Origin of the sequence: Capnocytophaga sp. oral taxon 903, assembly GCF_013394785.1 — a bacterium.
GTDB lineage: Bacteria > Bacteroidota > Bacteroidia > Flavobacteriales > Flavobacteriaceae > Capnocytophaga > Capnocytophaga ochracea.
This window is the reverse complement of record NZ_JABXYW010000002.1, coordinates 831,812-856,684: the sequence shown is the minus strand read 5'-3', so window position 1 is coordinate 856,684 and position 24,873 is coordinate 831,812. Positions and strand designations below refer to the sequence as shown.

26 protein-coding genes and 1 pseudogene are annotated in these 24,873 nt (G+C 40.9%); 18 read left to right on the top strand and 9 right to left on the bottom strand.

From position 1 onward, the window contains the following. Positions 1–16: 16 nt before the first annotated feature. The 9 genes from HW279_RS03590 to HW279_RS03550 form a co-directional block, all read right to left on the bottom strand. Entirely contained in the window at positions 17–1,006 is a 990-nt protein-coding gene (locus HW279_RS03590) for a 2Fe-2S iron-sulfur cluster-binding protein (RefSeq protein WP_178957989.1), read from the bottom strand. A gap of 32 nt (positions 1,007–1,038) precedes the next feature. Continuing rightward, the gene (locus HW279_RS03585) at positions 1,039–2,355 is read right to left on the bottom strand and encodes a UDP-glucose dehydrogenase family protein (protein ID WP_178957988.1); all 1,317 of its coding nucleotides are present in this window, start codon (positions 2,353–2,355) and stop codon (positions 1,039–1,041) included. Beyond that, positions 2,352–4,280 (bottom strand): nucleoside-diphosphate sugar epimerase/dehydratase, encoded by a 1,929-nt coding sequence (locus HW279_RS03580; protein WP_178957987.1) that lies wholly within the window; start codon positions 4,278–4,280, stop codon positions 2,352–2,354. Before HW279_RS03580 ends, HW279_RS03585 begins: the two co-directional genes overlap by 4 nt. A gap of 67 nt (positions 4,281–4,347) precedes the next feature. After that, entirely contained in the window at positions 4,348–5,475 is a 1,128-nt protein-coding gene (locus HW279_RS03575) for a DegT/DnrJ/EryC1/StrS family aminotransferase (protein WP_178957986.1), read from the bottom strand. 4 nt (positions 5,476–5,479) lie between these two features. After that, a complete protein-coding gene (locus HW279_RS03570; RefSeq protein WP_178957985.1) occupies positions 5,480–6,073 on the bottom strand; it encodes an acetyltransferase in 594 nt (197 codons plus the stop codon). Positions 6,074–6,113: 40 nt separating this feature from the next. Next, complete coding sequence (locus HW279_RS03565) at positions 6,114–6,716, bottom strand: sugar transferase (RefSeq protein ID WP_178957984.1); 603 nt, start codon at positions 6,714–6,716, stop codon at positions 6,114–6,116. After that, entirely contained in the window at positions 6,709–7,437 is a 729-nt protein-coding gene (locus tag HW279_RS03560; RefSeq protein WP_255495763.1) for a hypothetical protein, read from the bottom strand. The genes HW279_RS03565 and HW279_RS03560 overlap by 8 nt, the downstream gene beginning before the upstream one ends. Before the next feature lie 2 nt (positions 7,438–7,439). Beyond that, a complete protein-coding gene (locus HW279_RS03555; RefSeq protein ID WP_178957983.1) occupies positions 7,440–7,655 on the bottom strand; it encodes a hypothetical protein in 216 nt (71 codons plus the stop codon). Between the two features lie 140 nt (positions 7,656–7,795). Then, positions 7,796–8,893 (bottom strand): class I SAM-dependent methyltransferase, encoded by a 1,098-nt coding sequence (locus HW279_RS03550; RefSeq protein ID WP_178957982.1) that lies wholly within the window; start codon positions 8,891–8,893, stop codon positions 7,796–7,798. A gap of 291 nt (positions 8,894–9,184) precedes the next feature. Here HW279_RS03550 and HW279_RS03545 point away from each other — a divergent pair, with 291 nt between their 5' ends. The 18 genes and pseudogenes from HW279_RS03545 (at position 9,185) to serS (ending at position 24,778) form a co-directional block, all read left to right on the top strand. Further along, positions 9,185–9,565 (top strand): ribonuclease P protein component, encoded by a 381-nt coding sequence (locus HW279_RS03545; RefSeq protein ID WP_178959023.1) that lies wholly within the window; start codon positions 9,185–9,187, stop codon positions 9,563–9,565. A gap of 67 nt (positions 9,566–9,632) precedes the next feature. Continuing rightward, positions 9,633–10,196 (top strand): phosphoribosylglycinamide formyltransferase, encoded by a 564-nt coding sequence (gene purN / locus HW279_RS03540; RefSeq protein WP_178957981.1) that lies wholly within the window; start codon positions 9,633–9,635, stop codon positions 10,194–10,196. A 124-nt stretch (positions 10,197–10,320) separates the two neighbouring features. Beyond that, the gene (locus HW279_RS03535; RefSeq protein ID WP_178957980.1) at positions 10,321–11,697 is read left to right on the top strand and encodes an anaerobic C4-dicarboxylate transporter; all 1,377 of its coding nucleotides are present in this window, start codon (positions 10,321–10,323) and stop codon (positions 11,695–11,697) included. Between the two features lie 659 nt (positions 11,698–12,356). Then, positions 12,357–12,812, top strand: coding sequence for a 50S ribosomal protein L13 (rplM, locus tag HW279_RS03530; protein WP_002674296.1), 456 nt, complete (start codon positions 12,357–12,359; stop codon positions 12,810–12,812). After that, entirely contained in the window at positions 12,812–13,198 is a 387-nt protein-coding gene (gene rpsI / locus HW279_RS03525) for a 30S ribosomal protein S9 (RefSeq protein WP_002674299.1), read from the top strand. The genes rplM and rpsI overlap by 1 nt, the downstream gene beginning before the upstream one ends. A gap of 197 nt (positions 13,199–13,395) precedes the next feature. After that, positions 13,396–14,121 (top strand): 30S ribosomal protein S2, encoded by a 726-nt coding sequence (rpsB, locus tag HW279_RS03520; protein ID WP_009410960.1) that lies wholly within the window; start codon positions 13,396–13,398, stop codon positions 14,119–14,121. Positions 14,122–14,213: 92 nt separating this feature from the next. Further along, positions 14,214–15,176, top strand: coding sequence for a translation elongation factor Ts (gene tsf / locus HW279_RS03515; RefSeq protein ID WP_178957979.1), 963 nt, complete (start codon positions 14,214–14,216; stop codon positions 15,174–15,176). A 78-nt stretch (positions 15,177–15,254) separates the two neighbouring features. After that, a pseudogene (locus tag HW279_RS03510) lies at positions 15,255–15,485 on the top strand (gliding motility-associated C-terminal domain-containing protein); the annotation flags it as partial. A gap of 155 nt (positions 15,486–15,640) precedes the next feature. After that, positions 15,641–16,981 carry an NADP-specific glutamate dehydrogenase gene (gdhA, locus tag HW279_RS03505; RefSeq protein WP_015781988.1) on the top strand — a complete coding sequence of 447 codons (1,341 nt, stop codon included), beginning with the start codon at positions 15,641–15,643 and terminating at the stop codon, positions 16,979–16,981. Positions 16,982–17,475: 494 nt separating this feature from the next. Beyond that, positions 17,476–18,510 (top strand): Acg family FMN-binding oxidoreductase, encoded by a 1,035-nt coding sequence (locus HW279_RS03500; RefSeq protein ID WP_178957978.1) that lies wholly within the window; start codon positions 17,476–17,478, stop codon positions 18,508–18,510. A gap of 316 nt (positions 18,511–18,826) precedes the next feature. Further along, positions 18,827–19,561 carry a 23S rRNA (guanosine(2251)-2'-O)-methyltransferase RlmB gene (gene rlmB / locus HW279_RS03495; RefSeq protein ID WP_178957977.1) on the top strand — a complete coding sequence of 245 codons (735 nt, stop codon included), beginning with the start codon at positions 18,827–18,829 and terminating at the stop codon, positions 19,559–19,561. A 27-nt stretch (positions 19,562–19,588) separates the two neighbouring features. Next, entirely contained in the window at positions 19,589–20,422 is an 834-nt protein-coding gene (locus HW279_RS03490) for a helix-hairpin-helix domain-containing protein (RefSeq protein ID WP_178957976.1), read from the top strand. Between the two features lie 468 nt (positions 20,423–20,890). Beyond that, positions 20,891–22,036: an acyl-CoA dehydrogenase family protein gene (locus tag HW279_RS03485; protein WP_015781992.1), complete on the top strand. Its 1,146-nt coding sequence runs from the start codon at positions 20,891–20,893 to the stop codon at positions 22,034–22,036. Positions 22,037–22,052: 16 nt separating this feature from the next. After that, on the top strand, positions 22,053–22,490 hold the full coding sequence (locus HW279_RS03480; protein ID WP_009419476.1) for an RrF2 family transcriptional regulator: 438 nt from the start codon (positions 22,053–22,055) through the stop codon (positions 22,488–22,490). 74 nt (positions 22,491–22,564) lie between these two features. Further along, positions 22,565–22,828 carry a SemiSWEET family transporter gene (locus tag HW279_RS03475; protein WP_009412761.1) on the top strand — a complete coding sequence of 88 codons (264 nt, stop codon included), beginning with the start codon at positions 22,565–22,567 and terminating at the stop codon, positions 22,826–22,828. 116 nt (positions 22,829–22,944) lie between these two features. After that, complete coding sequence (locus HW279_RS03470; protein WP_009422414.1) at positions 22,945–23,157, top strand: hypothetical protein; 213 nt, start codon at positions 22,945–22,947, stop codon at positions 23,155–23,157. Further along, a complete protein-coding gene (locus tag HW279_RS03465; protein ID WP_009422408.1) occupies positions 23,157–23,456 on the top strand; it encodes a Txe/YoeB family addiction module toxin in 300 nt (99 codons plus the stop codon). The genes HW279_RS03470 and HW279_RS03465 overlap by 1 nt, the downstream gene beginning before the upstream one ends. 50 nt (positions 23,457–23,506) lie before the next feature. Then, complete coding sequence (serS, locus tag HW279_RS03460; RefSeq protein WP_178957975.1) at positions 23,507–24,778, top strand: serine--tRNA ligase; 1,272 nt, start codon at positions 23,507–23,509, stop codon at positions 24,776–24,778. The last annotated feature ends 95 nt before the right edge of the window (positions 24,779–24,873 follow it).

Sequence of the window (24,873 nt, the reverse complement as noted above, 5' to 3'; positions counted from 1 at the left end):
ATAATTTGTCAATTTGTTAATTTGCTGATATAAAGGCATCGGAGAAGAAGTTTTCTTCTTTTAATCCTTGTTGGGTGAGGAGTTTTTGGGCGCTTTGTATCATCACTTCACTACCACAAGCGTATACTTGTGCTTTTTGCCAAAGGATAGGTTGCTGTAATGCTATTTCTTGTACATAACCTTTAGCACCTTGCCACTGCTCTTCGCGAGAGAGTACGGGTATATAGGTGAAATTAGGTAGCGTTGTTTCGGGTTGCCAAAAGAGGTCTTCTTTTTTTCTTCCTCCCCAAAGTAACCATATTTTTTTATGAGTTGTTAATTCAGGTGTAGATTGCAACCGCTCTAAAATTGCTTTGATAGGTGCAATCCCCGTACCTGTTGCTAGCAGTACAATCTCTTCACAAGCGGGATTGTTGCGGTAGAAAAAGGTGCCTAAAGGACCTTCTATTCGCAAAAGGTCGTTGGCTTTAGCTTCGCTAAACCAGTACTGACTAAACAAACCTCCTTCATAATTGCGAATAAACAATCTTAGTTCATTGCCTTCACATTGGCTATGATTGATAGAATAGCTACGTTTTTGTCCGTTTCTGATGATATCTATATATTGTCCTGCTAAAAACTGGAAATTGACCTTAGGGGGCAAGCGCAAAATTACTTCTACTATATGAGGGGCTACTGCTGTAATGCTATTGATCTTGCAAGGTGTTACTTGTGGTTTAGGCAATGTTACTGCCAAGTCTTCTACATCTAATACTACTTCTGATCTAGGTACTACATTGCACGAGAGTACATAACCTGCTGCTTTTTCTTCTGCTGTAAGGACTTGTTCGTCTTGCAAATTCTCTACCTCACCCTCAAGTATTTTTACACGGCAACTCCTGCAACGTGCCTGAAAGCACGAATATTCTAAACTGATATCGTTATCTAAGGCGGCTCTTAGCAAAGAGGTATTCTCATCACAAGGATAAGATTTGTCGTTTTTTAAATGTATGGTATACTTACTCAAAATATTTTATAAATAATGTCGTCTTATCTTTCTTAAACTCCTATCTGTACATACTCCCACCCCTTGCTTGGTAACTCAAAGGCATTATACTGATTCCTGCCATCAAAGATTACTTTTTCTTTTAGCATTTTAGCTATCTCGTTGAAATCCGGCACGCGGAACTCTTTCCATTCGGTGAGCAACAACAAAGCGTCCGCACCTTTAAGAGCTTCGTATTTGCTCTCTACATAAATAACGGGTATATCTTTTAGGTAACATACCTTTGCCTCGTGTACCGCTTTGGGGTCATACGCTTGTACTTTGGCACCGCGTTTTATGAGTTCCTTGATGATGTAAATCGCAGGTGCTTCGCGCATATCATCGGTTTCGGGCTTAAATGAGAGCCCCCATACCGCAAAAGTCCTACCACTGAGGTCTTCCCCGTATTTCGCAACTACTTTCTGTGCGATCACTATCTTCTGACGGTTATTCACATTGTCTACTGATTCAATCAGTTCTGCTTTGTAATCTACCTCTTCTGCTAATTTTTTAAGTGCCAATACGTCTTTCGGGAAACAAGAACCTCCATAGCCACATCCTGGGTAAATAAAGCTATAGCCTATCCTGCTATCAGAGCCTATCCCTATACGCACTTTATTTACATCAGCCCCTACACGCTCACAGATATTGGCAATCTCATTCATAAACGAAATCTTAGTAGCCAGCATCGTATTGGCGGCGTATTTGGTCATCTCTGCCGAACGAATATCCATCGTGATAAAGCGTTCGTGTTGTAAGAAAAAGGATGAGTAAAGGGCTTTCATCTTAGTAAAAGCCTCATCGCTATCAGCCCCTATTACCACGCGGTCAGGTTTCATAAAATCCTGAATTGCTTTACCTTCTTTTAAAAACTCGGGGTTGGACACCACGTGAAATTTGTAATTCACTCCGCGTTTATCCAAGGCAGCTTGCACGGTAGTGCGTACCTTGTCGGCAGTACCTACGGGCACGGTCGATTTGTCTACTACTATAAGTTCTCCTTGCATTGTTTCGCCTATGGCTTGGGCTACTGAAAGCACATATTGTAAATCTGCCGACCCATCATTACCCATAGGAGTACCTACAGCTATAAAAGCTATCTCAGCATCTTTGATTGCCTCCGCGAGGTCAGTAGTGAAAAATAGTGTTTTAGCTAAATTGCTCAATATCATTTCTTCTAAGCCTGGCTCGTAAATAGGAATCACACCTTGTTTGAGTTTCGCTATTTTCTCAGTGTTTACATCTACGCAGGTTACTTTATTGCCCATCTCAGCAAAACAAGTCCCTGATACTAACCCCACATATCCACTGCCTATGACTGCTATTCTCATTCTATTTTCTTATCTAAGGTTTCATATTCGGAGTTATTGCTTTTAAACTCCTTTACTATTTGTTTTAATAAACGCACTACTTCTGTCTTATCGCCTTGCGTAGCTACCTCATACATTTGGACAGTGAGTGCCTCTATCTCGGTAAACGACATTGAAGGGTCTTTGCTAATCATTATTTTCTTGTGGTGCGTAGGCATTGTTTTAGTACTGTCGCTTAGTAGTTCTTCATAGAGTTTCTCACCAGGGCGCAAACCTGTGTACACAAGCTTGATATCTACATTAGGTTCAAAGCCTGATAGTTTAATCATACGAGTAGCGAGGTTGAGTATCTTCACGGGTTCACCCATATCAAAAACAAAAATCTCGCCACCTTTGCCCATAGTCCCTGCTTGGAGAACTAACTCACACGCTTCGGTTATTGTCATAAAGTAGCGTACTATATCAGGGTGGGTAATGGTTACAGGACCTCCTTTTTCTATCTGTTTCCTAAAATGAGGAATTACCGACCCATTAGAACCTAACACATTGCCAAAACGAGTGGTGATAAAAGTTGTTTTGTTGCCTTCTTTGTTTTGTAAGGCTTGTACAAAAAGCTCTGCCACCCTCTTTGAAGCACCCATTACATTGGTGGGGTTCACTGCTTTATCAGTGGATATCATAACAAAGTGAGGTACTTCATACTTGTTAGCCAAAAGAGCTACATTCTTGGTGCCTTGTATATTCACTAAAGCTGCTTCGTGTGGATTTTCTTCTATCATCGGTACGTGTTTATAGGCAGCCGCGTGATAGACTACTGAAAACTTATGCGCTTTAAACACACTTTCTAAACGTTCACGGTTGGTAATGTCGGCTAAAACAAACTCAAAAGCGATGTCCGGAAAGCTCTCTTTAAGTTCTAACTCTATGTCGTATAGAGGCGTTTCTGCTTGGTCGAGCACAACTACTAAGGCAGGAGTGAAGGTAGCTATCTGTCGTATCAACTCACTACCAATAGACCCTGCTCCTCCTGTTACCAATATATTTTTGTGATAGTGTTTTTTTCGTACTTCTTCGTTATCTAATACTATCTGTCTACGCCCTAATAGGTCTTCTATTTGTATTTTATGAAGGTTAAATCCTTCTTTTTCTGGACGTAATTTCTGTAGTGCAGGAGTTTTGAGTATTTGCAAATCTTTTTCTAAACACACATTCACCCAAAAAGTAATCTCTTCTTTTGAAAGATGGTTCTTGTTTATGAGCACCCCATCAGCCTCTAATTCTTCACAAGGAGTATCTATAAATTTATCTTTTGAGATAATGGGTCTACCCAACAGTGTAGCCTGCTTAGGATTCGTACGCCCAGTAAGAAAACCTACTACCGAATAAGGAATCACAGCATTACCTATAATTCCATTGGCAAAAGCAACTGCTTCATCATCTACCCCCAATATAAGAATACGCCTCTTAGAAGTACGCCTATTAATTTCTTTTACCAAATAAAAAAACTCTTTTACCGATAACCTAAATACAAATAGTATGATGAACGATACAGTAAAATATATCAGTAGAATAGGGTTCAGCAATACTTTTTCGCCTATAACGTGGAGACTTATCTTGTTGGCAATAAACATTGCTATCACCGTGCACCCACTTGAAAGCAGAATGCGAAACAAATCTCTAAAAGTAGAATACCGTATAATCCCTGAATAAGTACGGAAGATGAACATAAAGAAGATATTCACCCCGATAACTAATAAATAGCGTTTGTAAAGAGGAATACTGTCGGGAATATATACCCCCAAGCGTTCTACTACAAAAAAGGAAAAGAATAGAGCTATAAATAGCAAAAGCACCTCCATACACACCACGATCCAACGTGGGGTGTAACGAGCAGTAGCTAAGTTTACCAAAGTGCTATCACTATATGTATTATGTGCTTGAGGCATTGTTTAATATAAATGGGGAATTTTGCACAAAGGTACAAAATTCTTTTTAATTTTTATAGAGATACTTTTATAATTTCTTAAAAACATCTTTTATTCTCTCTCGGTCTGCATCAGTAAGATTAGAACCTGAGGGCAAACATAATCCATTGTCAAACAGGCGCTCGCAGGTCTTTTTACCGTAGTAAGGGGCGGTAGCAAACACAGGTTGCAAGTGCATAGGTTTCCACAAGGGGCGCGTTTCAATATTTTCTTCCAAAAAGGCTAATCGCAAGTCTTCTCTATCAAATCCTGTTTTTGCCTTGTCGATAGTAATAGCCGAAAGCCAATGGTTAGAAAAGAAATCGCTGTTAGGCTCACTCTGTAACTGTATACCCCCCATATCTTTAAACAATGATTGATAAAAAGCATACATCTTTCGGCGGGCTTCAATGCGTTGTGGCAATACCTCCATCTGTCCGCGACCTATGCCTGCCGTAATGTTGCTCATACGGTAGTTATACCCTATGTGCGAATGCTGGTAGTGAGGAGCATTGTCGCGCGCTTGGGTGCTCAAAAATACGGCTTTATCTTTCTCTTCTTGGCTGTGGCATACCAATGCCCCTCCTCCTGAGGTAGTGATAATCTTATTGCCGTTGAACGAAAGAACCCCAAACCTACCAAAGGTGCCACAAGGCTTGCCTTTATAAGTACTTCCTAAGGCTTCAGCGGCATCTTCTATTAAGGGAATGTCGTATTTTTTACATAAAGTGAGCACCTCCTCTATTTTGAAAGGCATTCCGTAGAGCGATACAGCTACCACTGCTTTGGGCTTCTTGCCTTTTTTGATGCGGTCTTCAATGGCTTCTTCTAAGAAAACGGGAGAGATATTCCAGGTGCTCTCTTCCGAGTCTACAAACACGGGTGTAGCTCCTTGGTATACGATAGGATTAGCAGAAGCTGAAAAAGTCATCGATTGACAGAGCACCTCATCGCCTGCTTGCACCCCACACTCTATAAGAGCTAAGTGCAAGGCTGCCGTGCCCGCCGAAAGTGCCGATACTTTCACTCCATTGCCTAAAAAGTGCTGTAAATCCTCCTCAAAGCCGTTTACGTTAGGACCTAAGGGTGCTACCCAATTCTCCTCAAAGGCTTGATGGATATATTTTAGTTCATTCCCCCCCATATGTGGGGAAGATAACCATATTTTTTCTTTCATACTATTATCTTTTTATAAAATTTCCAGCATTTATAATACTCTTTTCAGCAATTGTTATGCCATTTGAAATGGTTGCATTACTACCTATAAAAGTCCCTTTACCTACTACAGTATCTCCATTAACTGTAGCACAAGTAGAAATGTGACAAAAATCACCAATTTGCACATTGTGTTCGATATTTGCTTTTGTGTTGATAATACAATGTTTCCCTACTTTTGCCTTGGCATTGATGATGGCATTATGCATTATAACTGTGCCCTCGCCTATAGTAGCATATTTTGAAACATAGGCTAAAGGAGATACCACTGTGGCTAATTTTGCTTTACAAGAGTCTAATAACAAGGCAATATCTTCTCTTACAGATGATGATTTGATTTGACCTACTGTTATTAAGAAAAATACTCCCTCAGTAGATAATTCCTTCACTAAATCTCTATTGCCTAAAATAGGATAACCTAAAACATCTCCTTCCTTTGTGTCGTCTAAAATTCCTTTGATATTATATTTATCTTCTTGTTCAACAACATCAATTACAGAAAGACAATGACCTCCTCCTCCTATCAGTATAATATTGGGTTTGTTATTTTCTTCTTTCATTTATAAAAAATACTTGTCGTGCCACAAACTACTTGTCGTGCTACGACCCTCTAAACTCCTCCATTGTAGCCTGTCCTTCTTGCGATATCCCTTCGCGTATAAACACTTTCTTCATCGTGAGAAGCAGTATTTTAAGGTCTAATACGAATGATTGGTGGTCTACATACCACACGTCCAACTCAAATTTCTTTTCCCAGCTGATAGCATTGCGTCCATTCACTTGCGCCCAACCAGTGATACCTGGTTTTACCTCGTGCCTACGCTTCTGAGTCTCGTTATACAAAGGCAAATACTGAGGCAATAACGGTCTCGGACCTATAACCGACATATCCCCTTTCAATACATTCAGCAACTGTGGTATCTCATCAAGCGAAGTCTTCCGTACAAAAGCCCCTATTTTCGTGAGTCGCTCAGCATCGGGCAAAAGCTGCCCGTTAGCATCACAGCGGTCGTTCATTGTTTTGAACTTGATAATCCTAAAAATGCGTTCTCCTTTCCCAGGTCGTAACTGATAGAAAAACGGCTTCCCGTCATTAGCAAACCACAACCCTACCATCACCACCACAAAGATAGGACTCAGCACAATAAAGGCAATCAGTGCTATAAGAAAGTCTAACGCTGGTTTTATAATATTCCTATACATCTATTTTCTCCAAAAGATAAGTATATACCCATTCAGGGACAGTTTCTAAGTGCATTTTCACTTCGTTTCCATCTTTTTCAAGTAGTAAAAACCGACTATTGGAAAGTGTATTGTCAAAAATATAGGCTCTATCCACTAACAGAAAAGCCTCTGCTAATTGTTCCATTGAGCGGTAGTATCTATTAGTTATTTTATCAGCCAAAACATTATGCCCCCCTTTTAACACTCTCAAACCCACCCGTTCTATGTTGATAGAAGGGTCTTGTGTCCCCACAAAGTATAGGTAAGTTTTAAAATCTTTAGCTTTTGCTTTCTTCAAAAAATCTACTTTTGAAGGGTGAGACATTACTGTTTCAAATGAGAAAGTACTTTCTGTTTGCAATAATCTATTCCTAAAGAAATCAGCTATCACTGCCGCTACATAGCTATCAAAAAAAGTAGTAGCACTCACCAAAATATTATCTACAAGGCGAAGTCCTTCAAGGGCTAACAGTTCTATCTTCTTATTTTCAATAGTGGTTGTTAGAAAGGTAAACCAATCTTCTTGAGTAACTTTAACGGGTAAGTAATCTTCACAATCTATAAATCCCTTAGCCTTTAATTGTACTTCAATGATATCAGCATTAATAAAATACCCTATATGGCACACCTTTCTTACATCTTCTATTAAGGTAGATTTCCCTGACCCATTAGGCCCTGCAAACATTCTAAAGCGCTTCATACCTATTTCAAAGTAAATTTTTTCTTCTTTACTTTCACCATTCCAAAACGAGGTTTCCTACCCAAATGTACTATAGTACCGTCGGGTTTTTCTTCCACCAACTCTCCGTCTTTCACTGTGAGGTTACTCAGGCCTAAAGCTCTGTTTTCACGAATTGCTTTCTGAACAGCTTTATGAAAAACATTGTTTAAAGCACTACTTGATATCTCTTGCTTCATAATCTTATTTTAACATCAATTCGATATAATATAACACTGACTTACAATCTTTTTTACGTTACACACTTTGCCAAATCAATCACCCGTGTGGCTTCCACCTACCTGTCGCGCAACTACTATTAATCATTGACCACTAACCATTAACCATTAATCACTACCTTAAACAGCGTATGGCTATTGCCACTGCCTAAGTTGTCATAGATATCCACTACCTTTAGTCCAGCGCGTTCTACGCATTTTATCATATCGCCCGAATAGTACATCTTGCTATTGCCGTTTGCCATTGCCGTAAAATACACACTGATTTGGGTAAGGCAATAAGCCCCCGTTTCGTGTTGTTGTCTGTCCCAGTAGGCTTCCAGAATATACAACTCGGTATGAGCGTCCATTGCAGCAGCAGCCCTACTGAGAATACTCGTTACTTCCTCCTCTGAGAAGCAATCCAAAAACTGACTCATCCATATCACGTCAAAACCTTTCGGGAAAGGCACAGAAGCATCCAACAGATTAGCCGGATAGCCTCCAATACGGTCAGCCCCTTCTTTGCCTGCGATATTGTTTTTCATCAAACCCAGTTGCTGAGGCAAGTCCATAATGGTTACCTGCACATCGGGGTTAAAGCTCACGGTCTTTAACGCAAAGCGTCCTGTATTCCCTCCCACGTCTAAGAGCGTCTTTACAGGGCGTTTAAAAATGATATTTAAAGCATCTTCAAAAGAGTAATCAGAATAGTAATGGTCAAAAGCAAACCACTTTTCTTGCGCCTTTGGAGGCAATTGTGAGAGCCCCTCATAAATCGTAGGCCAAGACCCAAACACTTTAAGTCCCGCAGGTTTTCCTTCTTTAAGGGCTTCTTCAAGGTGAAACAACCCTTCGTAGCACACCTCTTGAATGAATTCCATATTCACACGGGTGCTCTTGTCGCGAAGCAAAAACCAACCTGCTTTCGATATCGCAAAGCGGTCACCCTCTTTCAAGAGTACCGTACCTATGGAAAGCGACGACTCCAAAAGTATTTTCACAGCATAGTCACTCAGCTGTGTTTTAGTAGCCACCTCCTGCATTGTCAATCCTTCAGGGGCATTGCACAAAGCCTCGAACACGTCGAGTTTTACCATTAGATGTGATATTTGGAACACCACAGGCGCAAAAGCAATCTCTTGAGCCAAGCGCTGAGCTTCCAAAGCCGTTTTTTGTTCAGCAGTGTATTGTTTTCTGATTGCTGGTGTTAAATTCATATGCTTAAATATCTCAGTTTAACAATTAAGGTGCAAATGTACAAATTAAATAGCAAATAGCAATAAAAAGATTTTTCAGCTATCTACCACCCTTTCGTTTCTTACCTCTTCCCTTGATTGTTATCTTCTCTTATTAACATTTGTTTAACACGTGATGTTCAACAAATTAACGCCTTTTCTATACCAATCGTCCAAGATTCGTATAAGCTTCCTATAAGCTTTCTATAAGCTAAGAGCACTCTTCTCATTTGTTCATTTGTTAATTCTTTCTTACCTTTGCCGTCGAATTTAATATGTTTTATTTTGCCTACCTTTCCCAAAACCGAAAAACTCTGCAAGCGTGAAGCCATTCAGCAACTCTTTGCCCAAGCCGAGGCATTTACCTGCTATCCGCTTAGGTTGTTGTACGCCCCTGTTAGCAGTTTAGAAGCTCCTTACCAACTGCTTATCAGTGTGCCCAAACGCACTTTCAAGCGCGCAGTACATCGCAATTTGCTAAAACGACGCCTGCGCGAAAGCTACCGACTCCAAAAACACCTATTGCCCGTAAAAACCGAAAAGTATGCCCTTGCCTTTCTCTATATAGGGAAAGAACTCACCGATTACGCCACTATTTATAAATCCGTAACCCAACTCATAGAAGATTTTTCTCATCAACTCACCCAAGAATAACCCATTGCTTTTGCGCTCCACCTTCCCCCTTTGAAGAGGGGTTAGGCAGATGTTTAAATCACCCCCTATGAAAAAGATTATCATTTTTGCCTCAGGTTCAGGCTCCAATGCCGAACGTATCGCTACCTATTTCCACCAAAAAGGCACTGCGCAGGTAAGCCTTATACTCTGCAACAACCCTCAGGCAGGCGTGCTCACGCGTGCCAAACGCTTAGCCATTCCCTCTTTAGTCTTCAACCGACAAGCGTTTTATGAGTCGGATATCGTCCTCAATATCCTTAAATCCCAGCACCCCGACCTTATCGTGCTGGCAGGTTTCTTGTGGAAAGTACCTGCTTATCTCACTGAGGCTTATCCTCATAAAATCATCAACATACACCCTTCGCTTTTGCCCAAATACGGTGGCAAAGGAATGTATGGCTCACACGTGCACGAAGCCGTCATTGCCAATGCTGAAAAAGAAAGTGGCATCACCATTCACTTTGTAAACGAACATTACGACGAAGGTAATATCATCTTCCAAGCCAAAACAACCGTACTCCCCACCGATACTCCCGACACCTTAGCCAAAAAAATTCACTTATTAGAATATGAATATTTTCCAAAAGTAATAGAAGAAGTGTTAGTTTAAACTAAAAATAAAAACAGAAAAAATTCGTCTTTTCTTATCCGTATTTCGTAATTATTTTATACTTTTGTTGCTTGAAAAAGTAACTTAACGAAAGAAATTATCTTTCTATAAAAATAATGGTTTTATGGATACATACGTATTAGTTCTCGAATTTCTTTTCCTCTTGGTAATGCTCTATATTGGTAGCCGTTACGGAGGAATTGGTTTAGGAGTTATTTCAGGAGTAGGACTCATTGTTGAGGTATTTATCTTCCGGATGCCTCCCGCTTCAGCCCCTATTGAGGTAATGCTCATTATCTTAGCAGTCGTCACTTGTGCTTCTATATTAGAGGCTGCTGGCGGACTGAAATTTATGCTTCAAGTAGCCGAAAAGGTACTTAGGAAAAACCCTAAGCAAATCACCTTCTTAGGTCCTATGGCTACTTATATGCTCACCTTTATGCTGGGTACAGGACACGCGGTCTACTCACTGATGCCTATCATTGGCGACATCGCCTTAAAGAACAAGATACGCCCCGAACGCCCAATGGCAGTAGCTTCTGTAGCCTCACAGCTGGCACTTACTGCCAGTCCTATTTCGGCAGTAGTAACCGTCTATTTAGGCAAAGAACTGCTCGATCTCTTCCATATGCAAGGAGGGCACAATCTCACTTTGGTGAACATTCTCTCAGTTACTATTCCTGCTACTTTCATCGGAATGCTTGCAATGTCGCTCTACAGTTTGCGCCGTGGTAAAGAGCTCGAAGACGACCCCGAGTACCAACGTCGTTTGCAAGACCCTGTATATCGCGAACAGATTCTCAACAGCAGTAAAACAACCTTGAACGACGTCATTCCTCAATCGTCTAAAAATGCAGTGTATATCTTCCTATCGTCTATTGTAGTGATTGTAGCTTTGGCGCTCTTGCCCGAAGTGCGTACTTTTCAAGTGATGGAAGATGGTGTAGCAACCTCTACTACCGTGCCAATGGGGATTATTATCCAGATGATAATGCTCTGCTTTGGAGGCTTTATTCTCATCACTTGTAAAACCCCAGTGAAGTTAGTGCCCGAAGGGGTAGTGTTCAAATCGGGAATGGTGGCGTGTATCGCCATCTTTGGTATTGCTTGGATGAGTGATACTTATTTCTCTTATGCGATGCCTTATTTCCGAGATGGTATTACTGCAATGGTACAAGCTTATCCGTGGACGTTTATCTTTGCCCTCTTTGCAGTGTCAGTAGTTGTAAACAGTCAGGCAGCCACTGCCAAGATGATGTTACCAGTAGCTATTGCTATGAATTTACCCGTGCCACTGCTCATCGGTATAATGCCCGCTACTTATGCGTATTTCTTTATCCCTAACTATCCTTCGGATATTGCCACAGTCAATTTCGACCCCACAGGTACAACCAAAATAGGCAAGTATTATTTTAATCACAGCTTTATGATACCAGGGCTCATTGGTGTAGCAGTAGCCTGTTTGGTAGGGATTGGCTTAGCCCAGGTACTGATACGATAATAAAATTGTTTTACACTTCATTTAATTATAACGAAAAAAGCCGTTCAGACTCTCTGAACGGCTTTTTTTAATGTTTATGATAAATGATTAAATATAAAAAGGTTGAATTTTCTATTGTTTAAAAAAGCTCTTTTTTACTAACTGCTAATTTAGATATTAGAAAAATGTTAATGATTCTTAAATCCCTAAAAATATTTTAAAGTTTAGAAAACAGAACACTTAATGGTCTTTTGTGGGTTCAAAAAGGCTAAAACACTGCATATTAATAAAATAAAAAGAATATCTTCTTTGTCGTTTAATAGGAGTTTGACCGAAGGAAGAGCGAAGCTAAGACGAAGGAAAGACGTTAGTATATTGAATATCAATAGAAGAAATGTGCTTCATAAATTATTGAAGAAAAAATCATAAAATAGAGTTTTTAACAAATAAAATGCAATATTTTAGATTTCTTACCCCGACCTCGTATTAATTTAAATTTTGGCTAATTTGCTAATTCCCTAATTTGCTAATTACCATACTCTTACCCCTTACCTCTTACCTCTTACCTCTCAAAAATTTTGCAGTTTCAAATATTTGTCGTACTTTTGCGCCCTAAAAATAAAAGTGTCGTTTGATGACACTATCAAGGAATGTTTAATTTTTAATAAAAATCACAAAGAGTGGACACATTAAGCTACAAAACCATCTCTGCCAATAAAGCCACTGTAAACAAAAAGTGGGTCTTGGTAGATGCTGATGGACAGACTTTGGGTCGCCTTGCCTCTAAAGTAGCCAAGCTACTTCGCGGTAAGTACAAACCCGAATTTACCCCTCACGTTGATTGTGGTGATAACGTAATTGTTATCAACGCCGAGAAAATCAACCTTACAGGGAACAAATGGGAAGATAAATCTTATCTTCGCCACACTGGTTACCCAGGAGGACAACGCTTCACAGGAGTAAAACAACTCCTCGACAAACACCCAGAACGTATCATCGAAAAAGCTGTAAAAGGTATGTTGCCAAAAACAAGATTGGGTGCAGCAGTTTTACGTAATTTAAAAGTGTATGCAGGTACCGAGCACAAACAAGAAGCTCAACAACCTGTTACCATTAACTTAAACGATTTGAAATAATGGAAGTAATTCACACCATTGGTAGACGAAAAACCGCCGTAGCGCGTATCTACCTTAAAGCAGGTAACGGTACTATCACCGTAAACAAACGCGAACTCAACAATTATTTCACTACCCCTACACTACAATACAAAGTAAAACAAGCCCTCAGCCTTGTAGGTGCTGAAGATGCTTACGATGTAAAAGTAAACGTGTATGGTGGTGGTATCACTGGTCAAGCCGAAGCCGTTCGTTTGGCTATCGCTCGCGCACTTTGCGAACTCGACGCTGAAAACCGCGCCGTATTGAAACCCGAAGGGCTTTTAACACGCGACCCTCGTATGGTTGAACGCAAGAAATTCGGTCAGAAAAAAGCCCGTAAGAGATTCCAATTCTCTAAACGCTAGTATTAGTGAATATTTAATAGTTAAAGGAAAAGAGTTAAAAATGAATGTTTATTCTTATCTCTTACCTCTTATCTCTTACCTAAAAAAACAATTTGCTCCTTAGTTTAGCATCCAAATGGCTCAGGCGGTTATTTTAAAATTTACAAAACCTCTCCAAGCTATTGCTAATAGTAGGAACGTAAACTATTTAAAAAGAAATGGCAAATAACATAGAAATTAAAGATTTATTAGATGCAGGCGTACATTTCGGTCACCTTACCCGCAAATGGAATCCTAATATGGCTCCCTACATCTATATGGAACGCAACGGTATCCACGTAATCAACTTGTACAAAACCGCTGCTAAAATTGAAGAGGCTGCTGAAGCCCTCAAAAAAATCGTAGCCTCTGGCAAAAAAGTGCTTTTCGTGGCTACTAAAAAACAAGCAAAAGACGTAGTTGCCGAAAAAGCAACTTCAGTAAAAATGCCTTACATCACCGAGCGTTGGCCTGGTGGTATGCTTACTAACTTTGTAACGATCCGTAAGGCTGTAAAGAAAATGTCGTCTATCGACAAAATGAAAAAAGACGGTACTTTCGATACCCTTTCAAAACGTGAAAAACTACACGTAGAACGTATGCGCGAAAAACTCGAAAAGAATTTAGGGTCTATCGCCGATATGTCTCGCCTCCCTGGTGCTCTATTTGTAGTAGATACACTCCGTGAACACATCGCTGTAAGAGAAGCGCAAAAATTAAACATTCCTATTTTCGCAATGGTAGATACAAACTCCGACCCTCGTGAGGTGGATTTTGCTATCCCTGCTAACGACGACGCTTCTAAAGCTATCGAAAAAGTACTTTCTTACATCACCGAAGCTGTAAACGAAGGTCTTTCAGGTAGAACAGCCGAAGCTAATAAAGAAGCTGAAAGCAATGATTAATACTTAAATGATTAATGGTTAATAGCGTTTAGCCATTAATCATTTAAACATTGAATTAATCATTAATCACTAATCATTAAACATTAATAAAAATGGCAAATATTACCGCCGCAGACGTAAATAAACTCCGCCAAGCTACCGGCGCAGGTATGATGGACTGTAAAGCTGCCCTCATCGAAGCCGAAGGCGATTTCGATAAAGCAATCGAAGTATTGCGCAAAAAAGGTCAGAAAGTAGCTGCTAAACGCGCTGACCGCGATTCTAAAGAAGGGGCTGCTATCGCACAAGTGAATGCTAACCACACTGTAGGTGCTATCATCTCTCTCAACTGTGAGACCGACTTCGTAGCTAAAAACGCCGATTTCGTAGCGCTCGCTAAAGATTTAGCTGATCTCGCTCTTACTGTAAATAGCAAAGACGAACTTCTTGCCCTTAACTACAAAGGTATTACCGTAGCCGAAAAACTCCTCGAACAAACAGGCGTTATCGGTGAGAAAATAGAACTCGGGGCTTTCGAAAAAGTAGAAGCGCCTTTTGTAGGTTCTTATATTCACCACGGTAACAAAATCGCTGCAATCGTAGGCTTATCAGCAGCTGTCGCCGATGCTACTGAAGTAGGTAAAAACTTGGCGATGCAAATCGCTGCTATGGGTGCTGAAACCCTTTCTTACAAAGATTTCTCTCCTGAGTACATCGCTAAAGAAACTGAAGCACGCATCGCAATTATCGAAAAAGAAAACGAAGAGTTACACCGCTTGGGCAAACCGCTCAAACACGTACCTCAATACGTTTCACAAGCACAACTCACTCCTGAAGTATTAGCTAAAGCTGAAGCCGATGCTAAAGCTGAATTGAAAGCTGAAGGTAAACCAGAACAAATTTGGGATAAAATCCTTCCTGGTAAGATACAACGCTTCATCTCCGATAACACTACCCTCGACCAAGAGAAAGCTCTCCTCGACCAAGTGTACATCTACGATGAAAGCAAAAAAGTATCCGATTTTGTAAAATCTAAAAATGTAGAGATTACTGCTTTTAAACGCGTAGCTTTGTAATTTATATATTTAAATGACATAGTTAAAACTCCTCTTACTATCAAGTAGGGGGAGTTTTTCTTTAACTACTAATTGCCAGAAGGAGCAGAAGCTAATAGTCCTATTCATCTCCTCATCTTTGGTCAAATGGGGTTAAAAGTATATGAAAACGAGCATTATGGCAAAAAAGGCGATTATTTTAGAGGTTATGCCAATACCAAAGGTTTTATAGGGAATAACAAAGCTCTTCACGGCACTTATTTCTATATCGTTTGTTACAGCAAGCACGGAAAAGAAGAACAACAAAAAGGCTTTTTATATGTGAGGTAAAACTTCATTTTCTTTTGAAAATAAATCTTTTTAATAAAAATTTCTTTCGTTTTCTTTGTGCATTTCAATAATATTAACTACTTTTGTCGCTCATTAATATATTTGCGTAACTAAATAATTCATTAACACATAATTCATAACTAATTAAATATATTATGGACGTAAAAAAAATAATGACCTCCTTAGAGGCAAAACACCCAGGAGAAAAAGAGTACTTGCAAGCAGTACACGAAGTGCTTGAATCAGTACAAGAGGTGTATAACCAGCACCCCGAATTTGCCAAAGCTAAAATTATAGAACGCATCGTAGAGCCCGACCGCATTCATACCTTCCGCGTGGATTGGGTTGATGATAAAGGCGAAGTGCAAAGCAACCTCGGTTACCGCGTGCAGTTCAACGCTGCCATAGGTCCTTATAAAGGCGGTATCCGCTTCCACAAAGCTGTAAACCCTTCAATGCTTAAATTCCTCGGTTTTGAACAAACTTTCAAAAACGCACTCACTACCCTGCCTATGGGAGGTGCTAAAGGGGGTTCTGACTTCGACCCTACCGGTAAATCCGATGCCGAAATTATGCGTTTCTGCCAAGCCTTTATGCTTGAACTTTGGAAATACATAGGCCCTGATACCGACGTGCCTGCTGGCGACGTGGGTGTAGGCGGACGTGAAATAGGCTATATGTACGGTATGTACAAAAAATTAGCCCACGAGTATAACACTGGGGTACTCACTGGTAAAGGTATCAACTGGGGAGGTTCGCTCATTCGCCCAGAAGCTACAGGTTATGGTGCACTCTACTTTGTAGACCATATGCTTAAAAAACTTGGCAGAGATATCAAAGGACAACGCGTAGTAGTATCAGGCTTTGGTAACGTAGCGTGGGGTGCTTCACAAAAAGCAACTCAGTTGGGTGCCAAAGTTATCGGACTTTCAGGCCCCGATGGTTGTGTAGAAGTACCCAATGGTATGACTCACGAAATGATTAACTACTTATTGGAGCTTCGTGCTTCTAACCGCAATATTGTAGCTCCTTTTGCCGAAAAATTTGCTAAAGAAAGTAAGTTTACCGCAGGTAAAAAAGCGTGGACTATCCCTTGCGATATTGCCTTGCCTTGTGCATTCCAAAACGAATTAGATGGCAATGATGCTCAAATGCTTATCAAAAATGGTGTAAAACTCGTAGCCGAAGTATCGAATATGGGTTGTACTCCTGAGGCTATCAAAGTGTTCCAAGATGCTAAATTGCCTTTTGCCCCAGGTAAAGCAGTGAATGCAGGAGGGGTGGCTACTTCAGGTCTTGAAATGACTCAAAATGCAGCGCACCTCGCGTGGAGAGCTGAAGAAGTTGATGCTAAGTTACACCAAATTATGGAGTCTATCCACAACGCTTGCCTCAAATATGGTCAGGAAGATGGTTATATTAACTACGTAAAAGGTGCTAACATCGCAGGCTTTATGAAAGTAGCGCACGCGATGCTCGATCAAGGCGTGGTTTAATTTAATGAACAATTCATAATGAACAATTAACAAAAAAGCTGCTTCTATAATTGGAGCAGCTTTTTTTAATCCATTTACTTCTTATGAATATTCTTTATTTATAAATACCGATTTCTTTCGATTTTCTTCTCACTTTTCATCCTCTAACCACTCACTTTTAACTATTCACTATCAACAACTTATATACCCTTTCTATACCAATCGTCCAAGATTCGTATAAGCTTCGTATAAGCTCTCTATAAGCTAACCCCACCCTCCTAACAGCCTTTTTTCACCAAAAACCCCCTTAGCCTCCTTCTGAAAAATTCCGTTTCCTTTCGATAGTTCAGATATGTCACTTTTAGGGGTATACACTTTGCCAAAGTTTTTGCCTGTGCGGCTCGCACCTCATTTTCTAATTCTCTCATTGCCATTCACGCATTTCTTAACCCAAGTTCATTTTTTCATCGCTTTTTCACCGTTACTTTGCACTGTAAAACAAAAACAACTTAAAAATGAACTTAAAAATGTTTAGTATCACACTTCTTATGACGTTGACTGCCTTAAAGTCCAACGGTCAAAATCCTGACCTCCTCACATTGGTCACTGCGGCTACACAAGCCCCTTCAGGTCACAATTCTCAACCTTGGTTCTTCACTGTTGAGAACAACCGCATCATTATTACGCCCGATTTTACCAAAGCGCTCCCTGCCGTAGACGGTAAACACCGCGAACTGTTTATGAGCTTGGGCTGTGCTCTGGAAAACCTTTGCCTAAAAGCCACCGAATTGCACTATCACACCCAGGTACAACTCACCAGCGAAGGTGTCATCACCGTGCTTTTGCAAAAACGAGAAGATGTAACTCCCAGTTCCTTAGCCGCTGTCATTCCTAAACGCCAAACCAACCGTTCGGTATACGACGGCAAACGCATCGACGCTTCTTTACTCCAAAGTTTAGTAAGCAAAGCTATGGACGATACAGGGGCAAAGCTCTACACTTTCGCCAATGGTTCTCCGCTTTTTGCAACACTCACCGAAGCAGTAATGCAAGGCAATGCCGTGCAAATGGCTGACCCCGCTTTCAAGAACGAACTCCTCTCGTGGATACGCTTCAACAAAAAGCATTCTGAAAGCACTCACGACGGACTCAGTTACGCAGTGCTCGGCGCTCCCAATCTCCCTCGTTGGGTAACCGAGCCCATTGTAAAGGCATCACTAAAAGCCGATAAGCAAAACAAAACCGACTTGAAGAAGATACAATCTTCCTCCGATATAGTGCTTATCACTTCTGAGAAAGACGATATCCGCACCTGGATAAATACAGGTCGTTTATTAGAACGTTTTTTGCTCGTCCTTACCGAAGCAGGCATCGCCAATGCTTACCTCAATCAACCGTGTGAAGTGCCCGAACTCCGTGCGCAACTGCAAGCCGATTTACCCATAGCAAAAGCCTATCCACAAATCCTCTTGCGCATCGGCTATGCGAAGCCCGTAGCTTATTCCAAGAGGAAAGACATCAAAGAAGTTAGCAAATTTAAAAATGAGTAAATTAGCCAATGCGTAGTAGCACTCTATAAGGTATCATAAAAAGCTTGGTTGTCACTTTTAGTCACTACAATTCCCCCTCTTTGAGGAAGTCAGCGAGCTGGCGCAGGTGAGTATGTGAATAAGGGGAGGTTTATAATCAAATGGTTATAAACCTCCCCATCGTTTTTGTGATATCAGCTTTGGTTCGCTACTAATTAGCAAATGACCAAATTTGCTCATTTGCTAATTATACACTACCTTTGTCCCCTCAATCATTCTTTGTTTGATTTTGAAAAAGATTTGTAAAATTTCTGAGGCGCAAGCCTCATCTTGAAAGATGCAGCAAGAAACCCAAATATACGGCATTCGTGCCCTGATAGAAGCCCTTAAAGCAGGCAAAACCATCGATAAAGTCTTCTTGCAAAAAGGCTTACAAGGTAGTTTGTTTAGAGAGCTAATGCCTCTACTGCAAGAAGCCCAAGTGCCCGTGCAGTATGTGCCCGTTGAGAAACTGAACCGCCTTACCAAGAAAAACCACCAAGGGGTAGTGGCGAACCTCTCCCCCGTAGATTATCACAATTTTGAGGATTTGGTAATCTCAGTTACCGAAAGCGGAGCGACACCACTTTTCCTCGTGTTAGACCACCTTTCTGATGTGCGCAACTTTGGCGCGATTATCCGCACGGCAGAGTGTACAGGCGTTTCGGGGATTATCATCCCTAAGCGTGGCAGTGTAAGCATCACCGCCGATACTGTCAAAACCTCGGCTGGGGCTGTGTTTCGCGTGCCTATTTGCAAGGTCGAAAACCTTGTAGATGCGGTCTACTACCTGCAAGGCAGTGGCATTAGGGTAGTGGCAGCGACCGAAAAGACTAGCCAATTGCTATACGCCGAAGACTTTACGGTACCTACCGCTATTGTTATGGGGGCGGAAGATGTCGGGGTATCGCCAGCAGTACTCAAAGTAGTAGATAGCAAAGCCAAATTGCCAATGGTAGGCGATATTAGTTCGCTAAACGTTTCGGTAGCTTGTGCTGTTTTCTTGTACGAAGCTCTCAAACAACGACTCTAATTCTCCAACCCCTATCTCCTAAAACCGATGAACCGCCAACAAACCCGAGGTGTCCTTTTTTTGCTATTGCTCATCATAGCACTACAATTCGCCTTTCGTAATCTCAGCTTTAATCGCACTTTCGTCCCTACTGAAACTACTGTACTTCAACGGGAGATGGACTCGCTAAGAGCTCTTGTTTCCTTGCCTAAAAAAGATACCATTTACCCCTTCAATCCCAATTTTATTACAGACTACAAAGGCTTCAAACTCGGACTCACTCCAGAGCAAATCGACCGCTTGCAAGCTTTTCGCGCACAAAATAAGTATGTCAATTCTGCCGAAGAGTTCCAACAAGTAACCGGTGTGCCTGATAGTCTTCTGCACAAAATAGCCCCTTCTTTTAAGTTCCCCGAATGGGTGAAAAACCGCAGAACTTCTTCTTATGTCTATGAAAAATACCCCCAAAAACACTTTCCCAAACAAGATATCAACACCGCAACTGCCGAAGAACTGATGAAAATCTACGGTATAGGCGAAGGCTTTTCCAATCGCATCTTGAAATACCGCAACAAGTTGCACGGCTTTACCTATATCAGCCAAGTGGCAGAAGTCTACGGACTCGAAAAGGAAGTGTACGAACGAGTAGCCGAGCGCTTTGAGGTACAAACAACACCCGTGATAGAGAAGAAGGACATCAATACTCTCAATATGTACGAACTCAGCAAAATTCCTTATGTGAAATACGGAGAAGGCAAGAAGATTGTAGGCTTGCGTTCCGAGCTCGGTACGCTCAAATCCTTCGACGACCTTTTACAAATAGAGGGTTTTGATAAACAACGTATCGCCCGATTGCAGTTGTATCTCTATATCGAACAGTAGCCTTCAAGATAATTAAAAAGAAAATCGTTCTCCTTTAACACTTTTTTTTCAATAAGTAAATTCCCTCTTTTTACCAATTGAAATTCAACTAACTAACGCCCTTCCTTCGTCTTTCCTTCGTCTTAGGTTCGTCTTAGCTTCGCTTTACCTTCGGTTGAGGTTCGCTTGTTCTTCAGAAAGCGTAAAACATTTATTTGTTTGTTTTACAACTGATTAATATGTTTTATAGTATAAAGTACCTAAAAGTATTTTCCTTGTTTAATACTGAAAAAAAATCTACCATATAACAAACTTTAACATTTTTTCTTCAATCTTATTGCTACTATACACCATTTTTATTCAATAACACTTCTCTAACAATTAACATTCTTCTTTTCACCCCCTCATTAAAAAAATCGTAATTCGTAATTCGTAATTCGTAATTATTTTGTATCTTTGCCCCTTGGTATTAGAATAAGCATATAACGAATGAATTTTAACTATTCTGAAACACAACGAATGGTAGCCGATGCGGCTAAAGAGTTTGCCGAAAAATATATCCGTCCGCACGTGATGGAATGGGACGAAAGTCAGGAATTTCCTGTGGAGGTATTCCGCAAAGCAGGCGAACTTGGCTTTATGGGCGTTTTAGTACCCGAAGCCTACGGTGGCTCAGGTCTCGACTACCACGATTATATCGCGATTGTGGAAGAAATCTCAAAAGTCGACCCTTCTATAGGGCTCTCAATAGCAGCTCACAACTCTCTTTGTACCAATCATATCCTTAGCTTTGGTAGCGAACAGCAAAAACAACGCTGGTTGCCCAAATTGGCTTCAGGTGAATGGATAGGTGCTTGGGGCATTACCGAACACAATACCGGTTCTGATTCCGGAGGTATGGCTACTACGGCTGTAAAAGACGGCGACGAGTGGATACTGAACGGTACTAAAAACTTTATTACTCACGGCAAAACAGGACAAATAGCCGTAGTCATTGCTCGTACCGGCGAAAAAGGTAACAAACACGCCATCACAGCCTTTGTAGTGGAACGTGGTACGAAGGGTTTTAGCAGTGGTAAAAAAGAAAACAAACTCGGTATGCGCGCCAGCGAAACCGCCGAAATGATATTTCAAGATTGTCGTATCCCCGATGCCAATCGTTTGGGTGAAGTAGGCGATGGCTTTATTCAAGCAATGAAGATATTAGACGGCGGACGTATTTCTATCGGTGCTCTTTCTTTGGGTATTGCCAAAGGCGCTTACGAAGCCTCCCTCAAATACGCCAAAGAACGTATGCAGTTTGGTAAACGCCTCATCGACCTACAAGCCGTTGGTTTCAAACTCGCCGATATGGCTACCGAAATAGAAGCTTCCGAACTGCTCTTGCACAAATCGGCTTTCCAAAAGAACAACGGTCAGCGCGTAACCCTATCAGGTGCAATGGCAAAGATGTACGCCTCCGAAGTATGTGTGCGCGTAGCTACCGAAGCCATTCAAATTCACGGCGGTTATGGTTATACGAAAGATTTTCCGGTCGAAAAATTCTTCCGTGATTCTAAATTATGTACCATAGGCGAGGGAACAACCGAAATACAGAAATTAGTCATCAGTCGACAAATAGATAAGAACTCATAATAAAAAACGAACGAATATGTTATCCAATTCCAGCAAGTATGCCATCAATGCAGTAATATACCTTGCCATACACTCGTCGGCAAGCCATAGAATAGCGCCCAAAGACGTGGCAGAAGCGCTACATATTCCTACGCCCTTTTTGGCAAAAATATTGCAAACTTTAGCCCGCAAAAAGGTAATTAGCTCCAACAAAGGTCCTGGGGGAGGCTTTTGGCTCTCCGATGAGGAAAAACAAGCTCCTTTAATGACTGTTGTAGAGCAAATAGGTGAAGCCGATAAGTTTATCGCCTGTGCGATGGGCTTCAAAGAGTGTTCATCAGAGAAACCCTGTCCGTTACACGCTTCCGTACAGCCTTTCAGAGATAATTTTATGCGAGAACTTAGCGAGAACTCCATAGCCTCCTTTGCTCAAAAAATTGCTGATAAAACTGCTTTCTTATCACCTACGGAGTAATTAGATGTTAGTCGCACGAGCAATTATCTATTTACAAATTTATCGTAGTATATAAACTTAAAAAATAATTATATATGGAGAACGGAAAACTCTTTAACATTTTAGGTTGGGTAGCAATGGCTGCCTCTATTAGTATGTATGTGTCATACATACCACAAATCAGTGATAACCTTGCAGGACACAAGGGGAATCCTATACAGCCTTTGGTAGCAGCAATTAACTGCTCGTTATGGGTGATATATGGCTTTTTCAAAAAACCCAAAAGAGACTATCCTATATTATTAGCGAACTTACCAGGTATTGTCTTTGGTCTATTTGCCTTTGCAACTGCTTTGTAATTGAGGTATCACACACTTTACCAAAGTTTCTTGCCCGTGTGGCTCGAAACTTTGGCAAAGTTGAAAATACTTATTACATTTTACGTCAAATCCTAACACTTAAAAAATAATAACAAATGAGAACAGGAACTTTAACCATTGAACCTCCTAAAGGAATATCCTTAGAAGAAGCTAAATTAGCACTTAAAAGTTTAAAATTTAAGATACTAAAAGTAACAGATGATACTGAAATGACAGAGCAAGAGTTCTTTAGTATGGTTGATAAGGCTCGTGCTGAGAAAAAGACAAAAGTTAGTAAAGAACAAATGCGTAAAATGCTTTTAGAATAATGGAAGAAGATGCAGTTTTATATGAGCTTTCTTACTCTGATACTTATTTTAAGCATATTAAGAAACACAAAAAAGCAAAGCAGGTAAAAATTCTTAAAAGAATTGCTGAACTTTTAGAAGAGATAGCACAAGATCCTACTCGTGGAGTAGGAAATCCTGAAGCTCTTAGGCATTATGGAGAAAGTGATGTTTGGTCTCGTAGAATAGATGCAAAACATAGACTAATGTACGAGATTTTTGAAGAGAAAAAGCGCATAGAAATTTTGTCAGCTTATGGACATTATAAAGATAAAGATTAACCTCCTACTCCCTTGTTAATTGTCAATTGTCAATTGTTAATTGAAAAGATATGTTACAACTAAACACTATTAGAGAAGAAAAAGACCGCGTGCTCACCGGTCTTAAAAAGCGCAACTTTAAAGAGTTGTCTCTCATAGACGATATTATCGCCTTAGACGAAAAACGCCGTAGCACTCAGCTTTCATTAGATGAAACACTGGCGAAATCCAACAACCTTTCTAAGGAAATAGGCAACCTCTTCAAAGCAGGTGAAACCGATAAAGCTAATACCCTTAAAGAGCAAACTGCTACCCTTAAAGAAGATATCAAAACCCTTACCGATACTCTCAACACTACCGTAGAGGAGCTTAACGATTTGCTCTACCGCGTCCCTAATATCCCTAATGAGTTGGTGCCCGAAGGTACTTCCGAAGCCGACAATGTAGTGGTATTCGAGGCGGGTACTATTCCTGATTTAGGTAAAGACGCTCTTCCTCACTGGGAACTCGCCAAGAAGTACGACCTCATCGATTTCGAGTTAGGCGTAAAGCTCACTGGTGCAGGCTTTCCTGTGTACAAAGGCAAAGGAGCAAAACTGCAACGCGCTCTCATTACCTACTTCCTCGACAAGAACACCGAAGCAGGCTATAACGAATACCAAGTGCCTCACGTAGTAAACGAAGCCTCAGGCTATGGCACCGGTCAGTTACCCGATAAAGAAGGACAGATGTACCACGTAGGGGTAGATAATCTCTACCTTATTCCTACCGCTGAGGTGCCTGTGACTAATATTTTCCGCGATACCTTGCTCAACGAAAGCGATTTGCCTATCTGCTGTACCGCCTATACACCTTGCTTCCGTCGTGAAGCTGGTAGCTATGGTGCTCACGTACGCGGACTCAACCGCTTGCATCAGTTTGACAAGGTGGAGATTGTACGCATCGAACACCCCGACCGCTCTTATAAAGCACTCGAAGGAATGATAGAACACGTAAAAGGCATTCTCAATGAGTTGAAACTCCCTTACCATATCTTGCGCCTTTGTGGTGGCGATTTAGGCTTTACCTCAGCGATTACTTACGATTTCGAGGTATATTCCACCGCTCAAGAAAAGTGGTTAGAGATAAGCTCAGTGTCTAACTTCGAAACCTTTCAAGCAAACCGTCTTAAATTGCGTTTCAAGGACGCCGACGGTAAAAACCGCTTAGCACATACCCTCAACGGTAGTTCACTTGCCCTCCCGCGCGTATTAGCCGGTATTTTAGAAAACTATCAAACCCACAACGGTATTGTAGTACCCGAAGTCCTCAGAAAATACACAGGCTTCGATATTATTAATTAGTGCGAACTACATATTATACAACTTTGCCAAAGTTTCAAATTTTGGCAAAGTTTTTTATTGCCTGTCGTGTTACGGCTCGTGCTACGACCTTCTAG

What these genes read in the sequence shown, in the direction of transcription:
- gdhA (WP_015781988.1), top strand. Translation starts at nt 15,641, where the DNA reads ATGGACGTAAAAAAAATAATGACCTCCTTAGAGGCAAAACACCCAGGA.
- HW279_RS03565 (WP_178957984.1), bottom strand. Translation starts at nt 6,716, where the DNA reads ATGTATAGGAATATTATAAAACCAGCGTTAGACTTTCTTATAGCACTG.
- HW279_RS03550 (WP_178957982.1), bottom strand. Translation starts at nt 8,893, where the DNA reads ATGAATTTAACACCAGCAATCAGAAAACAATACACTGCTGAACAAAAA.
- purN (WP_178957981.1), top strand. Translation starts at nt 9,633, where the DNA reads ATGAAAAAGATTATCATTTTTGCCTCAGGTTCAGGCTCCAATGCCGAA.
- rpsI (WP_002674299.1), top strand. Translation starts at nt 12,812, where the DNA reads ATGGAAGTAATTCACACCATTGGTAGACGAAAAACCGCCGTAGCGCGT.
- HW279_RS03580 (WP_178957987.1), bottom strand. Translation starts at nt 4,280, where the DNA reads ATGCCTCAAGCACATAATACATATAGTGATAGCACTTTGGTAAACTTA.
- HW279_RS03560 (WP_255495763.1), bottom strand. Translation starts at nt 7,437, where the DNA reads ATGAAGCGCTTTAGAATGTTTGCAGGGCCTAATGGGTCAGGGAAATCT.
- HW279_RS03480 (WP_009419476.1), top strand. Translation starts at nt 22,053, where the DNA reads ATGTTATCCAATTCCAGCAAGTATGCCATCAATGCAGTAATATACCTT.
- HW279_RS03485 (WP_015781992.1), top strand. Translation starts at nt 20,891, where the DNA reads ATGAATTTTAACTATTCTGAAACACAACGAATGGTAGCCGATGCGGCT.
- HW279_RS03465 (WP_009422408.1), top strand. Translation starts at nt 23,157, where the DNA reads ATGGAAGAAGATGCAGTTTTATATGAGCTTTCTTACTCTGATACTTAT.
- HW279_RS03535 (WP_178957980.1), top strand. Translation starts at nt 10,321, where the DNA reads ATGGATACATACGTATTAGTTCTCGAATTTCTTTTCCTCTTGGTAATG.
- HW279_RS03585 (WP_178957988.1), bottom strand. Translation starts at nt 2,355, where the DNA reads ATGAGAATAGCAGTCATAGGCAGTGGATATGTGGGGTTAGTATCAGGG.
- rpsB (WP_009410960.1), top strand. Translation starts at nt 13,396, where the DNA reads ATGGCAAATAACATAGAAATTAAAGATTTATTAGATGCAGGCGTACAT.
- HW279_RS03490 (WP_178957976.1), top strand. Translation starts at nt 19,589, where the DNA reads ATGAACCGCCAACAAACCCGAGGTGTCCTTTTTTTGCTATTGCTCATC.
- rlmB (WP_178957977.1), top strand. Translation starts at nt 18,827, where the DNA reads ATGCAGCAAGAAACCCAAATATACGGCATTCGTGCCCTGATAGAAGCC.
- HW279_RS03470 (WP_009422414.1), top strand. Translation starts at nt 22,945, where the DNA reads ATGAGAACAGGAACTTTAACCATTGAACCTCCTAAAGGAATATCCTTA.
- HW279_RS03500 (WP_178957978.1), top strand. Translation starts at nt 17,476, where the DNA reads ATGAACTTAAAAATGTTTAGTATCACACTTCTTATGACGTTGACTGCC.
- HW279_RS03575 (WP_178957986.1), bottom strand. Translation starts at nt 5,475, where the DNA reads ATGAAAGAAAAAATATGGTTATCTTCCCCACATATGGGGGGGAATGAA.
- HW279_RS03570 (WP_178957985.1), bottom strand. Translation starts at nt 6,073, where the DNA reads ATGAAAGAAGAAAATAACAAACCCAATATTATACTGATAGGAGGAGGA.
- tsf (WP_178957979.1), top strand. Translation starts at nt 14,214, where the DNA reads ATGGCAAATATTACCGCCGCAGACGTAAATAAACTCCGCCAAGCTACC.
- HW279_RS03555 (WP_178957983.1), bottom strand. Translation starts at nt 7,655, where the DNA reads ATGAAGCAAGAGATATCAAGTAGTGCTTTAAACAATGTTTTTCATAAA.
- HW279_RS03475 (WP_009412761.1), top strand. Translation starts at nt 22,565, where the DNA reads ATGGAGAACGGAAAACTCTTTAACATTTTAGGTTGGGTAGCAATGGCT.
- serS (WP_178957975.1), top strand. Translation starts at nt 23,507, where the DNA reads ATGTTACAACTAAACACTATTAGAGAAGAAAAAGACCGCGTGCTCACC.